Origin of the sequence: Citricoccus nitrophenolicus (genome assembly GCF_047305825.1) — a bacterium.
Classification (GTDB): domain Bacteria; phylum Actinomycetota; class Actinomycetes; order Actinomycetales; family Micrococcaceae; genus Citricoccus; species Citricoccus nitrophenolicus.
On record NZ_CP063070.1, the window covers coordinates 1,509,754 to 1,524,043 of the forward strand.

At 68.8% G+C, this 14,290-nt stretch carries 11 protein-coding genes; 9 read left to right on the forward strand and 2 right to left on the reverse strand.

Annotated features, from left to right (window positions below):
• The first annotated feature begins 13 nt into the window (after nt 1–13).
• The 3 genes from IMT31_RS06930 to IMT31_RS06940 are packed head-to-tail and all read left to right on the forward strand — an operon-like array spanning nt 14 to nt 3,104.
• On the forward strand, nt 14–487 hold the full coding sequence (locus tag IMT31_RS06930; RefSeq protein ID WP_413544212.1) for a tripartite tricarboxylate transporter TctB family protein: 474 nt from the start codon (nt 14–16) through the stop codon (nt 485–487).
• A 1-nt stretch (nt 488) separates the two neighbouring features.
• Complete coding sequence (locus IMT31_RS06935; protein ID WP_413544213.1) at nt 489–2,024, forward strand: tripartite tricarboxylate transporter permease; 1,536 nt, start codon at nt 489–491, stop codon at nt 2,022–2,024.
• On the forward strand, nt 2,025–3,104 hold the full coding sequence (locus tag IMT31_RS06940) for an MBL fold metallo-hydrolase (RefSeq protein ID WP_413544214.1): 1,080 nt from the start codon (nt 2,025–2,027) through the stop codon (nt 3,102–3,104).
• On the opposite strand, the gene IMT31_RS06945 is transcribed toward IMT31_RS06940, so the two are convergent.
• A complete protein-coding gene (locus IMT31_RS06945; protein WP_413544215.1) occupies nt 3,089–5,839 on the reverse strand; it encodes a hypothetical protein in 2,751 nt (916 codons plus the stop codon). The genes IMT31_RS06940 and IMT31_RS06945 overlap by 16 nt on opposite strands.
• A gap of 260 nt (nt 5,840–6,099) precedes the next feature.
• Between IMT31_RS06945 and IMT31_RS06950 the strand changes: the two genes are divergently transcribed.
• From IMT31_RS06950 to IMT31_RS06975, 6 genes are all read left to right on the forward strand, one after another.
• Nucleotides 6,100–7,092, forward strand: a complete 993-nt coding sequence (locus tag IMT31_RS06950) for a phosphate/phosphite/phosphonate ABC transporter substrate-binding protein (protein ID WP_413544216.1) — start codon at nt 6,100–6,102, stop codon at nt 7,090–7,092.
• Complete coding sequence (gene phnC / locus IMT31_RS06955; protein WP_413544217.1) at nt 7,082–7,870, forward strand: phosphonate ABC transporter ATP-binding protein; 789 nt, start codon at nt 7,082–7,084, stop codon at nt 7,868–7,870. Before IMT31_RS06950 ends, phnC begins: the two co-directional genes overlap by 11 nt.
• 1 nt (nt 7,871) lies before the next feature.
• Nucleotides 7,872–9,515 (forward strand): phosphonate ABC transporter, permease protein PhnE, encoded by a 1,644-nt coding sequence (phnE, locus tag IMT31_RS06960; protein ID WP_413544218.1) that lies wholly within the window; start codon nt 7,872–7,874, stop codon nt 9,513–9,515.
• A gap of 1 nt (nt 9,516) precedes the next feature.
• A complete protein-coding gene (locus tag IMT31_RS06965; RefSeq protein WP_413544219.1) occupies nt 9,517–10,773 on the forward strand; it encodes a cytochrome P450 in 1,257 nt (418 codons plus the stop codon).
• Nucleotides 10,770–11,711, forward strand: a complete 942-nt coding sequence (locus tag IMT31_RS06970; protein WP_413544220.1) for a PaaX family transcriptional regulator C-terminal domain-containing protein — start codon at nt 10,770–10,772, stop codon at nt 11,709–11,711. The genes IMT31_RS06965 and IMT31_RS06970 overlap by 4 nt, the downstream gene beginning before the upstream one ends.
• A gap of 134 nt (nt 11,712–11,845) precedes the next feature.
• On the forward strand, nt 11,846–13,297 hold the full coding sequence (locus IMT31_RS06975) for an alanine/glycine:cation symporter family protein (protein ID WP_413544383.1): 1,452 nt from the start codon (nt 11,846–11,848) through the stop codon (nt 13,295–13,297).
• 66 nt (nt 13,298–13,363) lie between these two features.
• On the opposite strand, the gene IMT31_RS06980 is transcribed toward IMT31_RS06975, so the two are convergent.
• A complete protein-coding gene (locus IMT31_RS06980; protein ID WP_413544221.1) occupies nt 13,364–14,191 on the reverse strand; it encodes a tryptophan-rich sensory protein in 828 nt (275 codons plus the stop codon).
• Nucleotides 14,192–14,290 lie beyond the last annotated feature (99 nt).

A 14,290-nucleotide genomic window follows, 5' to 3' on the forward strand; every position in this document is an offset into this window, starting at 1 on the left:
GAATTATGTGGGCATGGCCTTCCCTGCCTTCCTCCTCATCCTCGGCGCCGCCTACGCCGGTGTGGCCCTGTCCTATGGATTGACCGCAGAGACCAATCCTCTCGGTCCGGGGGCGGCTCCGGCGGTGATGGGCCTCCTGCTGATGGCGGGCTGTCTGATCCTGCTGGCACAGGAGTTCAGGGGGTACCGCCGGGCCAAGGCGGCGGCGGCCGAGGGACGGCGGCACGAGCAGGAGTCACAGCCCGGCGCACGTGACCTGGTCAAGCCGATCCTCATCCTGCTCATCCTCGTCGCAGGGCTCATGGTCACCCCGCTCATCGGGATGATGATCGCCATGCCGTTGGTGGTGCTGTCCATCGCCCTGTTCGTGGAGAGGCTGAAACCGACCACCGCCCTGATCATGGGCGCCGTCACCGCACTCATGCTGTGGCTGGTCTTCGATCTGCTGCTCTCCGTTCGCTTCCCCAACAGCCTGATGGGACTCTGACATGAACCTGATGCAGGACATGCTCAACGGCTTCAGCGTCGCCTTCGAACCGCACAACCTCCTGTTCTGCCTGATCGGGGTCCTGCTGGGCACGGTGATCGGCATGCTGCCCGGCATGGGCTCGGCCTCAGGCGTGGCCATCCTGCTGCCCTTGACCCTCACGCTCGATCCCGTGACGGCCCTGATCATGCTGGCCGGCCTGTACTACGGCACGGAATACGGGTCCACCATCGCCGCGGTCCTCATCAGCACCCCCGGCGACGGTGCGGCACTGGTGACGGTGATCGACGGCCACCAGATGGCCCTGAAGGGCCGAGCCGGGCAGGCTCTGGCCATTGCGGCCATCTCCTCCTTCATCGCGGGCACCATCTCCGTGGTCTTCCTGAGCGTCCTGGCCCCGTTCTTCGCGGCCATCTCCCTCAACTTCGGGCCTCCGGAGATGTTCGCCCTGATGTTGCTCGGACTACTGACGGTGGGAGGCATCATCGGCAAGAACCCGGTCAAGGGCATCCTGATGGCCGTGGTGGGTGCCATGATCGCCATGGTCGGCATCGATTCCCAGACCTCGGCCCTGCGTTTCGCCTTCGACCGTTCCGAGCTGTATTCGGGTGTCAGCCTGGTGGCTGTGGTGGTGGGCATCGTGGCCCTGGCCGAGCTCGCAACACAGGGCGCCGCCGGAGAGGTGAAACCGATCCGCACCCGGTTCCGGGACATGATCCTGTCGAGGCGGGACCTGCGCAAGGCCAGCGGTGCGATCGGCCGCGGCGGCCTGCTGGGATTCATCATCGGCGTCCTGCCCGGTGCCGGACCCACCCTGGCCACGTTCTTCACCTACGGGGTCGAACAGCGCATCGCCAAGGACAAATCCCAGTTCGGCCATGGAGACATCCGCGGCGTGGCCGCCCCGGAGGCCTCCAACAATGCAGCGGTCAACGGAGCCTTCATCCCGACCCTGACCATGGGCATCCCCGGCTCGGCCACCACCGCCATCCTGCTCGGCGCCTTCATCATGTTCGACATCCAACCCGGCCCACAGCTCTTCGAACAGCAGGGGGACCTGGTCTGGGGCCTGATCGCCTCCTTCTACGTCGGGAACGTCATCCTGTTGGCGCTCAACCTGCCCCTGGCCCCCGTCTTCGCCTCCCTGCTCCGCATCAGGTACACCTACCTGTACCCGGTGGTGCTGGTGGTGGCGATCGTGGCCGCATACGCGGTGTCCACCCGGCTGTTCGACGCCTTCCTCGCCGCCGGCCTGGCCATCTTCGGCGTCTTCATGAAGCAACACGGCTACCCCGTGGCCCCGCTGGTCCTCGGGCTGGTGCTCGGCGGGATGGTGGAATCCGAATTGAGGCGTTCGCTGGCCATCGGGGACGGGACCCTGGGGATCTTCCTGGAGCGCCCCATCGCCCTGGTCATCCTGGGCCTGGCCGTGGCCCTCCTCGCCGTCCCGCGGATCATCCGGTTCGTGCGCCGACGTCCTCAGCCCGCCCTCCCCGAGGACGCGGACTCGAGGACCAAGACCGAAATGGATGCCTGAATGCCGGACCTGGCCGCCACCGCCGGCACGCGAGTCATCGCCCTCGGCACCGCCGGAGGGCCCCGGTTCTGGCGCGACACCGAGCGCTCGGGCATCGCCACGGCCATCGTGGCCGGGGACGGCTTCTATCTGGTGGACTGCGGGCAGGGGGCCGGACGTCAGGCCGTACGGGCCGGCCTGGACCTGGGGCGGTTGAAGGGGATCTTCCTCACCCATCTGCATTCCGATCACACCGTCGACCTGAACGGCGTGGTGCTGTACTCGCTCACGGCCCTGCAGCATCGCCGAGGCCGTCCGGTACCGATCCTCGGACCCGGGGACCGCGGCATGCTGCCGCCGCCGTCCCCGCTGGCCACGGAACCACCGGCACCCTTCCACCCGGAACAGCCGACGCCGGGCACCCGGACCATGTTCCACAAGCTGATGGAGGCCCATGCCACGGACATCAATGACCGTGTCATCGATTCCCTGCGCCCCAGCCCCACGGACATCTTCCAGGCCGATGACATCGAGATCCCCGGCGGCACGGGATATCACCCCGATGCATGCCCGACGCCGACCATGGACCCCTGGGTGGTCTTCCACGATGAGCACGTGGTCGTCACGGCCGTCCTGGTGCGGCACCCGCCCATCGCCCCGGCCTTCGCCTTCCGCTTCGACACGGCGGACGGCTCCGTGGTCGTCTCCGGGGACACGGCCTACACCGAGAACCTGGTTCGCCTGTCCACCGGGGCCGGGCTCCTGCTCCACGAGGCCCTGGACTTCGAGTTCATGGAACGGCAGTACGGGGACCGCGCCGACCCCACCTCGGCGGCCTCCCTGGAGCACCACCGCAAGTCCCACAGCTCCGTTGATGACGCGATCCGGGTGGCGGAGGCAGCCGGCGTGCCGCGGCTGGCGGTGCACCATCTGGTGCCGGGCAACAGGGAACGGGGTCAGTGGCTCCACGCCGGAGCAGGGTTCTCCGGGGAGTTCATGGTGCCGGAGGACCTGGACGAACTGGAGTGCCGGTCAGCTGACGAAGCCGGAGAGACAGCAGCCGCCACCGCAGCCCACGGCCGGGGTCACAGCCCCGGATAGCCGCCCCAGTTCCGCACATCCCACATCCGCGCCGGCTGACCGGGGGCGCGGCCCACGGCGAAGCGGGCAGATCCCAGGTCCAGCTCGGACCGCTCGTCGATCGCTGCAGCCCGCCGGGTCAGCTGCTGCGGCGAGGTGGAGTCCCAACGGCCCGTCTCCACCCGGTCGAACAGGGAGTCCAGGGCTGCGGCCTCCTCCGCCGGGGTGAAGGTGCAGTGACCGTCCGCGGCCACGAACGTCTGCCGCAGCTGCCGCGATGACCCTGCCGCCTGGACGGCGGATCGGTACGCGGCGTCATCGGCCACGGTGCCGGCCCCGTCCCCGGTGGTGTGCAGGGAGAGGGAGGGGGTGTTCAGACGTCCGGTGAAAGTGGCGGTCTGTTCCACGAACCGCACGGCCTCGGGATCGGCGCGGAGCCGCTCCGCGCCGGACAGGGCACTCAGATCCTGCGTCAGGGAGAGGTCGGCACGGGCATAGGCCTGCTTGATCTCGGCCCACCGCCCGGAATCCCTGATCGCCTGCTCGTAGTCCACTCCGGTGTTCCAGGAGAAGGTGCCACCCACGGTCTCCTCGTATCCGGCCCGCACGTGGCCGCCCATGGCGAAGGGCAGGTGCTCGATGTACCGATCGATCCGATCATCCAGGCGCTGCCGGCTGATCTCCTCGCCCGTGCTCGGGTCGACGGCGGGGATCTTGCTCAGGGAGGCCGCCAGTACCGCTCGCGCGCGGCCCTGCTCGGTGGAGCCGGCCAGGGCCACCAGATCGTTCATGGCCCGCAGTTCGGCATCGCGATCCTCGATGCCCTGGATCCGCATGGGCGAGTCCGGGTCCACCAACTCGCGCAGGGCGAAGGCCGTGTCCAGTTTGTAGTTCCACGTGCTGACGGCTCCCGCTCCGCCGCCACACATCGGCAGCGAGCCGTCCAGCCAGTCCGGCGCGGAGTCCGCGATGATCCGCGTGGTGAGCCCGCCCTGGGATCGGCCGGCGACCACCACGTCCTCCGGCGCACCGGCCTCCTGGCCGAAGAGCTCCACGGCCGCCGTGGCGTTCGACTCGTCCAGGACCAGGTCCCAGCCGTCACTGAGCTCGTAGCCGATCAGCCCGTAGCCCTCCTCCGCCAGCCATTGTGCGGTGGTCCCCGTCAGGTCGGGCCGGCCGGGCATCATCACGAGGTCCCCGTTCCACTCCGCCGGGCGGCGCAGCGAGTACGGACGGTCCCCCTCCAGTACCCCCTCCCGTGTCATCTCGGTGGGCGCGGGCCCACGTTCGGAACGGTTCATCGGGGCGGGCCGGGCGGCCTCGAACGATCCCCCACGATCCAACCCGTCCCGCTGGGCGATGCCGTCCGCCACCTGGTTGAGCCTCTGCGGTTGGGCCGAGGAACCCCAGCGCCCGGTGTCCAGCCGCTGCTGCAGGGTCTGGACCATGGCCGCCATCTCGGCGTCCGCGTAGTCGCAGTGTCCGGGCCTGTCCACGAAGGCCTGACGCAGGAGGGACTGGTCCCCGTGGTCCCGCACCCGGTCCGCATAGGTGCGGGCCTGTGTGACGGTCGGCGCCGTGTCCCCGGTCTCGTGCAGGGACAGGACGGGGCCGCCGAGGTCCCCGGCCGGCGTCGCATTCCGCTGCATGTAGGCCACCGCGAAGGGATCTGCGGAGATCCGTTCTGCCTCCGCGAGCGCCCCCAGGTCCTCCTCGAGGTCCAACCCGGCCTGCCGATACAGGTTCCGCACCAACCGGTGCTGCTCGGAGCCGGCCAGCGCGGCCCCGTAGTCCACGCCCGTGTTCCAGGAGAAGTTGCCGCCCGCCTGCTGTTCCAGGGGTTGGCGCGGGGAGACCACGCCGAACATGAACGCCGCGTAGAGCTGCTCCTGCTGGGCCTCCCAGTCCTTCTTCGCCGGTCTGCCGTCCTCCGCCTGCGTCCACGTGGGGATCTGGGCGAGGCTGGCCGCCAGGGCGATGCGCGCCCGGCCCTCCGCCGTACCCTGCGCCGCGTCAAGGACCTCGCGGAAGGCAGCCTGACGCTCGGCCTCGTCGCTGATGTTGACCAGTTGCAGCCGCTCGTCCCCGGGCGCCAGCAGGGTCCGCAGGACGAAGGTGCCGTCCAGGCTGCCGTTGAGCATGGGGATGGCCCCCGCCACGGACCCGCACAGGGGCAGGGCGGCGTCGATGAGGCCGGAGTGCTGCTCCAAGGCGGCCACCGAGGTCAGCCCGCCCATGGATGAGCCCCAGGCGATCACGTCCTCAGGTTCCCCGAGCCGGTCACGAACTGCCTCCAACACCAGCGGCTGGTTCTCCAACAGCCCTTCCACCGCCCAGCCTCCCTCCGCCGAGGAGGTGCCCGCCAGAGCATATCCACGCGCCTTGAGCCACTCGACGAGGCCGTCACCGGGCCCGGCCGAGGGCTCGCTGCCCCCTCCGCCGTAGCCGGGGTTCCAGACCAGGACCGTGCCGTTCCACCGCTCCGGGGTCACGAGCACGTACCGGCCCCCGTTCGGCAGCTCTCCCCGTACGGTTCCGGGCTCACCGGCCCCTCCCCTCCCCTGGGCCCCCAGGGCCACGGACGACGGCGAGGGGCCACCGACGGCGGACACCGGTCCCGCCTGTGCCGGTGCCGGTGCCAACAGGGCCGAGACGAGCGCAGTAGACAGGCTGGCGCCCACCAGTGCACGCCGTTGTCCCGGTACGGGCCGGCGACCCAGCCGGGCCTTCAGGTCACGAAACACTGCATATTCCATGCGACTCCAATGAGTAAGTGTGGTTTATTGCCGCGACAATCGGAGGGCGGCACGAGTGAGATGGGTCATACCGTGGCACGCCCGGAACCAGCTGTCAATGAGTTTCGAAGGGAGATCTTGATTGACTTCCACAACGAATCCTGCTGTGATGTGAACCACCTCGGCCCCGCGCCCCACTGCCACCGGAGCGCATAGGCCACACATTTTTACCTCTACGGACATCCATCTGACCCCCATCCGGACTTTCCCGAGGAGAGACCATGCGCACCCATCTCAAGGCCCTGGGCATCCTGGCCGCAGCCACGATCGCCCTGACGGCCTGTGGCGAAAGCCCCAACGCCCGTCCGGCTGACACCACCAGTGATTCCCCGTCCGAGCTCGTCTTCGCCGTGGTCCCCACGGACAACAGCGAGGAGCTGTTGGCCTCCTTCGAACCGGTGGTCGCGGCCATCGAGGAGGAGACCGGCCTGCCGGTGGAGATCCAGGCCGTCAGCAACAACGCCGGCGTGATCGAGGCCCAGGTCTCCGAACGTGTGGACATCGCGGTCTACGGAGCGTTCTCCTACTACCTGGCCTCAGACGTGGCGGAGGTCGAGCCGGTCGCGAAGGACCAGCTCTCCCCCGAGCCCGGCTCCGGCTCGATCAGCTCGTTCGGCATCACCGCTCCCGGCAGTGGCATCACCTCCCTGGAGGATCTCCCGGGCAAGGACGTCTGCTTCACGGACCCGGCCTCCACCACCGGATACCTGGCCGCAGCAGCCGCCCTGATGGAGGCGGACATCGACCCGGAGGAGGACCTCAACCCCGTCTTCGCCGGCTCCCATGACGTCGCGGTCACCCAGATGATCGCCGGCGACTGCGATGCCGCATTCGTGGCCGAGACCTTCGTGACGGAACTGCTCCCGGCCCGCGGCATCATCAAGGACGGGGACACGGAGACCTTCTTCACCTCCGACCCGATCCCTGGCACTCCCATGGTGGTGGGCTCCTGGCTCTCCCAGGACATCAGGGACGGCGTGGTCCGCGCCATGGAGCAGTATGACGCCGTCTCCGCCGTGGAGGCCGGCTTCTGCGAGGAGGACGCCCAGCGCGAGGCTCCGGCCCCCTGGGGTGAGGACGTCGCCGGCAGCCCGGCCTGTGAGTGGGGCGGCACGGGCGCCTTCGCCTTCGAACCGGCCACGGACGCGGACTATGATCCGATCCGCGAGATCTGCGAGACCACCCAGGCGGAGGTCTGCCGTGATGACGCTTGAGAAGCCCGCGGCCGAGACCGCGCAGCGTTCCCCCAGCATCACCCTGGACGGGGTCGTCAAACGCTTCGGGGACAACACGGTGCTGCACGGGGTGGACCTGCAGATCCACCCCGGCGAGTTCATCGCCCTCGTGGGTCCCTCCGGTGCCGGCAAGTCGACCCTGCTTCGCCTGTTGAACGGAAGCCACTCCCCGACCGAGGGCCACGTGCGAGTCCTCGGCCGGGAGCCGGCCGGCTGCAGCCGGCGCGAGCTGCGGCGCCTGCGTACGGAGATCGGCTTCGTGTTCCAACAGTTCGGTCTGGTCGGCCGGCTCACGGCCTTGGAGAACGTGCTGATGGGCGCCCTCGGATCCCTGTCCATGCCCCGCTACGGCATCACCACCTACCCCAAGCAGCTACGCGAACGCGCGGTGGAGAACCTGGAGCGGGTCGGCCTGGTGGACCAGCGCTTCCAACGGTGTGACACCCTCTCCGGCGGCCAGCAGCAGCGCGTGGCCATAGCCCGCATGCTCATGCAGGACGCCCGTCTGGTGCTCGCGGACGAACCCGTGGCCTCCCTGGACCCGGCGGCCAGCATCTCCGTGTTGGAGACCCTGAAGAAGCTCAGCGCGGAGGACGGCTTCACCGTGGTGTGCTCCCTGCACCAGGTGGACCTAGCCCTGGAGGTCTCGGACCGGATCGTGGCCGTGCGGGACGGGCAGTTCATCCTGGACAAGGAGACGCACACCACGGACGAACCGGAGATCCGCGCCATCTACCAAGCCCACCGGGGTGCCTGACATGCCCACCACCCTGACCTCGCCGGAAACCGGGGACCGGGCACCGGCTTCCGCGCCGGCCCGGCCTCCCCGGGCCCCCGCGGCCACCTGGGTGATCCCGCTGATCCTCGGGGCCGTCACCGTCTTCGGCCTGTGGTGGATCGACGTCCGCCCCGCAGCCATCGCCGCCGGCTTCGAGGACATCACCCGTCTGCTGGCACGGATGTTCCCCGCCACCACGGGCCCCGCGCCGGAGCTGGCCGCTCTCGTGCTCGAGACCCTGCAGATCGCCGTCGCCGGCACCGGCCTCGCCGCCCTGGTCTCCATTCCGCTGGCAGCCGGCGCGGCCAACACCTTCACCGGGCCACGCTGGATCCAGTGGCTCTGCCGCACGTTGATCGTGGTCAGCCGGGCCGTGCCCTCCCTCATCTTCGCCATCATCTTCGTGCGCATCTTCGGGCTCGGACCCGCAGCCGGCGCCCTGGCCATCGCCTTCCACTCCGTGGGCATGATCGGCAAGATGATGACGGATGTCTTCGAGGAGATCTCCGCCACCCCGCGCGAGGCGGTGAACGCCACCGGGGCGAACCGCCTCCAGGTCTTCATGTCCACCACCTTCACCCAGGCCCTGCCGCAGATGACCTCGTTCGTCCTCTACCGCCTGGACATCAACATCCGTGCCTCCTCCGTGCTCGGACTCGTGGGCGCCGGCGGGATCGGCGTGGCCCTGCAGCGCTCCATCGGGTCCCTGGACTATCCCCGGGCCGCCGGGATCATCGGCGTCATCATCGTGCTGCTGCTGGTCCTCGAGCTGATCTCGAACCTGGTGCAGCGCGCCGTGTCCGAGCATGCGGGGGACACCGAGCGCTCGATGGCCTTTCCCCCGGGGAAGGAGCTTTCCACCCCCGGCTGGGACGCACCCAGGGTGGGCCGCAGCGCGGGGCTGTTGGCCGGCGTCGTGCTCTTCATCCTGTCCCTGTCCGCACTGAGCATCTCCCCGGACCGGCTGGCCCGGGGCTGGGACAACGCGGTGGCCATGCTCACCGGGTTCGTGCCGCCGGTGTTCACCGCGGAGATCGCCCTGGGCCTCTTCGAGAGCCTCGTGATGGCCTTCACCGCCACCACCTTCGGAGTGCTGATCGGCCTGGTCATCGCCGTGTTCTCCACGGACCACCTCGTGAAAGTGCCGGTGCTCGGCTGGGCGTTGCGCGGCATCATCGTGGTGATCCGCGGCGTGCCGGACATCGTCTACGCGATCGTGTTCGTGGCCGCCCTGGGCCTGGGCCCGTTCGCGGGGTTCCTCGCACTGGCCATCTCCTGCACGGCGCTGGCCTCCAAGTTCTTCACGGATGCACTGCAGAACATTGACCCGGCACCCATCCGCGCCCTGGAGGCCGTGGGCGCCGGCCGGCTCCAGGCCTTCGTGGCCGGGGCCTGGCCCCAGTTCGTCCCCTCCTTCATCGGCAACAGCCTGTTCACCGCAGACCTGGCGCTGCGCGAATCGGCGGTCCTCGGGATCGTCGGCGCCGGCGGCATCGGTTTCCTGCTGCATGAATCCGTCACCTCAATCGACTACCAGTCCACCGCCGGGATCCTCCTCGGACTCATCGTCGTGGTGGTGGCTGTCGAGCAAATGGCGCGCTGGGCGCGCAGGAAGGTCATCTGAGATGACAACCCCACACCCCCCGAGCACCCCGCCTTCCGGCACCGGCAGCTGCCCGTTCACCGGTGAGGCCCGCGACTCCGAGTGGTCCCCGGACCGCAATGAGACCTTCGGCTCCGCCCACGCGGACTATGCCGCACTGCGCGCGCAGAACCCGTTTCCCTGGAGCGAGGACTTCGGCGGGTTCTGGGCGGCCACCACCTATGAGGACATCCTGGCCATCACCCAGAACGACGAGCTGTTCAGCACGGCCAAGCAGAACGTGGTCCCCCACGTGCCCCGTGCCTCCCGCCGCCCGCCGCTGCACTTCGACCCGCCGGAGCACACCGAATACCGCACCGCCATTGACCCCGTGTTCCGCCGTTCGGTGGTCACCGAGCACGCCGGGGCCTTCCGAGACAGTGCCCGCCGCCTGGTGGACGGGATGCTGATGGAGACCTCCCCGGACGCCGTCCGGCACCTGGCGGCGCCGTTCGCCATGGACTGCTTCGCCGCCCTGCTCGGGCTGGCCCGGGACCAGACCCGGGAGATCCGAGACCTCGGAGTGCGCTACGGATTCGCCATCCAGGACATGGACAACCCCGTGATCGAGGAGTGCAGCAGGCGGCTGTACGAGATCGCCCGGGACATCTACGACCGGCGGCTGGCAGAGGATCCCGATCCCTCCCGAGACCTGGTGGCCGGCCTGCACCGCGCCGCCCTGGACCCGGACACCGCCATCACCGAGACCAGCGCCGTGGCCACCATCCGGCAGTTGATCGTGGCAGGGATGGGCGCCCCGCAGGCCGTCCTGGGCAGCTGCGTGGCCCACCTGGCCACGGATCTGGAGCTCCAGGCCCATCTGCGGGCCCACCCCGAGGACCTCCCCTCGGCGATCGAGGAGATGCTCCGCCTGCACGCGCCCTACCGGGTGTTCGCACGGACCGCCACGCGGGACACCGTGATCCATGGACGCACCGTGGCCCAGGACGAACCCATCGCCCTGCTCTTCCCCTCGGCCAACCGGGACGAGACCCGCTTCGAGGACCCGGACTCCTTCGTGCTGCGGCGAAAGCAGAACTCACATCTGTCCTTCGGCCGCGGCTCCCACAGGTGCCCGGCCGCTACGATGGGACGGCTCGAGTTGCTCATCGCCTTGGAGGAGCTGCTCGAACGGACAGAGACCTTCTCACTGGCAGGGGACATCGTGATGATGAACTGGCTCGAATACGGACCCCGCCACGTCCCGCTGACCGTTCGGCCCGCCGCTGGGATGCCGTGAGCACCTCGGATCACAGCCGCGGGAACCTCCCGCGCTATCAGTCCGGTGTGGCACCACAGCGCATGCTCACGGTGCTGCTCGGAGACTATTGGTTCGGCCGCGGCGAACCACTGCCGTCCAGCGCCCTGGTGGAATTGCTCGGCGCTCTCGAGATCACACCCTCCAGCGCCCGGGCCGCCATCCAGCGGCTGGCCCAGCGGGGGTTCCTCGTGGCCCACAAGGACGGCCGGCGCACCTCCTACTCCGTCCACGCCGGCAGCCGGAGAACCCAGGCCCAGCGCGTCGAGAGGATCTTCCAGGCGCACCGCGAGCGCCCCTGGGACGGGACGTGGACCATCATCACCTACCGGGTGCCGGAGACCGCGGCCCCACTACGCCGTGCCGTGCGGGACACTCTGCGCCAACTGCGGTTCGGGCACCTCAATGACGGGGTATGGCTCAAACCCGGCAACCATGCCGAGGAGGCGTTCGCCCACCTGAAGCAGGGGGATGAACCGGTCCTGACGTTGGTCTCCTTCTTCGAGGGGGCCCGGTTGCCGGACTTCGTCTCCCCCCTGGACCTGCGGCGGGCCTTCGACGCGGACGCCCTGGATGAGGAGTACCTGTCCTTCGCCCTGCAGTGGGAAGGCCGGGCCCGGGACCTCGACGGCCACTGGCCCACCGGCCTGGAGGCCCTGCGCCTGCGCACGGAGGTCCTCTCGGAGTGGCGGCCGCTGGTCCACCGGGACCCCCAACTCCCCGACGCCCTGCTGCCCGGGGAGCCCCCGCTGCGCCGGGCAGCAGCAGCCGCCGCGTTGTTCTATGACGGGCTCGGACCACCCGCGGAACACGCCGTCCGCAAGGTCATCGCCAGGCACCAGCCTGAGCTGGCTCCCCTGGTGCTGCATCACACGTTCGCAGGCTCGGATCGGCTGATCACCCGGGACGGCTCGGCCTGACCACGTCCAGCAGTCCGTCGTCCTCCCTCTCGGCCTCCGCCTCAACCGGAAGGGTGGCAACGCCGCAGGCGATCCGGACCGTTGCGTCGACGAAGTGGACACCACTGTGACTACGATGACCCATGCAGAACTTCCTGGACACCCTCGCCGACCAAGTCCTCTGGTTCAATGACCGCTACTGGTATCTGGTCATTGCGCTTCTGGTCATCGCCGGCCTCTACTTCACCATCCGGACCTTTGCCGTCCAGATCCGGTTCCTCCCGGAGATGTTCCGCTCGGTCGTGGAGAAGCCTGGTGGAGACGACGCCGAGCAGGGTGTCTCGGCCTTCCGTGCGTTCACGGTGTCCGCGGCCTCCCGGGTGGGAACCGGCAACATCGCCGGCGTCGCGTTGGCGATCAGCCTCGGCGGCCCCGGTGCCGTGTTCTGGATGTGGCTCCTGGCCCTGATGGGCGGGGCCACGGCCTTTGTGGAATCGTCCCTGGCCCAGCTCTACAAGGTGCGGGGCAAGGACGGCTTCGTCGGTGGACCGGCGTACTACATCCGCCACGCACTGCGTCAGCCCTGGCTGGCCACGTTGTTCGCCGTCATCATCACCGTCACCTACGGTTTCGTCTTCAATGCCGTCCAGTCGAACTCGATCAGTGACTCCGTGCAGGCCAATGTGGGTGAATCCACCACGGTCGCCGTGGTGACCGGAGCAGTCGTCGCCGTGTTGACCGCCGCTGTCATCTTCGGCGGCATCCGTCGGCTCTCCTCGGTGACCAACGTGATCGTGCCGGTCATGGCCGTGAGCTACATCGTGATCGCCCTCATCGTGGTGCTGATCAACGTCACCGAGGTCCCCGCCATGATCGCGCTCGTGGTCGGCCATGCCCTCGGGTTCGAACAGGTCACGGGTGCCGCCTTCGGTGCCGCCCTGATGCAGGGCATGCGCCGCGGCCTGTTCTCGAACGAGGCCGGGATGGGCTCGGTGCCCAACGCAGCGGCCACGGCAGCGGTCTCCCACCCGGTGAAACAGGGCCTGACCCAGTCACTTGGCGTGTACTTCGACACCATCATCGTCTGCTCGGCCACCGCCTTCATCATCCTCCTGTCCAACCCGAGCTTCGGGGCCGACAACGTGGAAGGTGTCTCCTTGACCCAGTCGGCGCTGGAGGCTCAGCTGGGTGGCTGGGTCGGCCCGCTGCTGACGGTGATGATCTTCTTCCTGGCCTGGTCGTCGATCCTCGGCAACTACTTCTACGGCCAGTCCAACATCGAGTACCTGGCGGGCGAGCGTGCTCGTCCCTGGATCCTCGCCTACCGCCTCCTGGTGGTGCTGTGCGTCTTCGGCGGCGCCCTGGGTTCGGTGGCCCTGATCTGGAATGTGGCAGACCTCTTCATGGGATTCATGGCCACCATCAACCTGATCGCGATCATCCCGCTGGGCGGTCTGGCCGTGAAGATGCTCAAGGACTACCAACGGCAACGGGCCATGGGGATCAACCCGGTCTTCCGCTCCTCCAGCCTTCCCGAGGCACGCGGGGTGACCCTGTGGCGCGAAGGCGAGACGGAGGCGATGAAGGTGGTGGCCAAGAAGCACTGACTCCTGCCCCTGGGAACCCTCCCTGCAGCAGGGTCTCCCCGTCACCCACGTCCTGGCCGGGTACGCCTAGTCCGGGGCCACAGGGATGCCCTCGGGGCCCGCTCGCCGCGTGGCCACCCACCGGAACACCACCGCAGCACCGAGCACCACCGCTGCAGCGATCCCTGCGGCCACCGCGGTGCCGGTGGACTCCAGTCCGCTGTCCAGCCGGCCCATCATGATCCACGCCAGTCCCCAGGACAGGGCCAGGGCGGGAGCGATCCTCCCGCCACTGCGCCACGCCATGGCCACCCCGATCAATGCCGCGACGGCCAGCACCACAGAGGCCACCCCGGCGATGGGCAGCCCGAATCCGTCGAAGCCAGCCGCGCCGAGCACTGCCGAGGCGTTGGCCACGGTGGCGATGGTCACCCAGCCGAGGTAGAGGCCGAAGGTCCCGTCCGTGATGAGGGACTCTGTCCACCCCGTCGCACCGGTGTGGACCAACAGGCTCAGGATCCGCCCCAGCACAGCCAGCAACACCGCAATCACCACCAGGCTCAGGACGAGCCACCCGAGCTGGACCACCCAGATCCACGCGGCGTTGAGGAGCATCGATGCCACAGCCCATGGCCGCAGGGCGTGGTGTCTTGCGGACCGGCGCTGGGCAGGCAGCAGCTGCCACACGGAGTAGGCCAGCAGACCGAGGTAGATCACGGACCAGATCCGGAACGCGGCGGAGGCCGGAGCCAAGGGGGTGGAGTCCTCGTTCAGCCATCCGCCGGCGGCCTCGGCGATCGGCGTCCCTCCCAGCACGCCGCTTCCCAGGAAGGCGCCGACGGTGGCGATGATCCCGCTGGCCAACACCAGCAGGGGTATGGCGAGTCCGATCGTGCGAGGCGTGGTGTCAACCATGGTTCTCTCCTGGGGTGGGCGGGTGATCCTCCAACACGTGGCCCGAGGGTAACCCTCTCGATCGAGATAAAAGGGTTGGTACTGCTCATTGACAGGGGC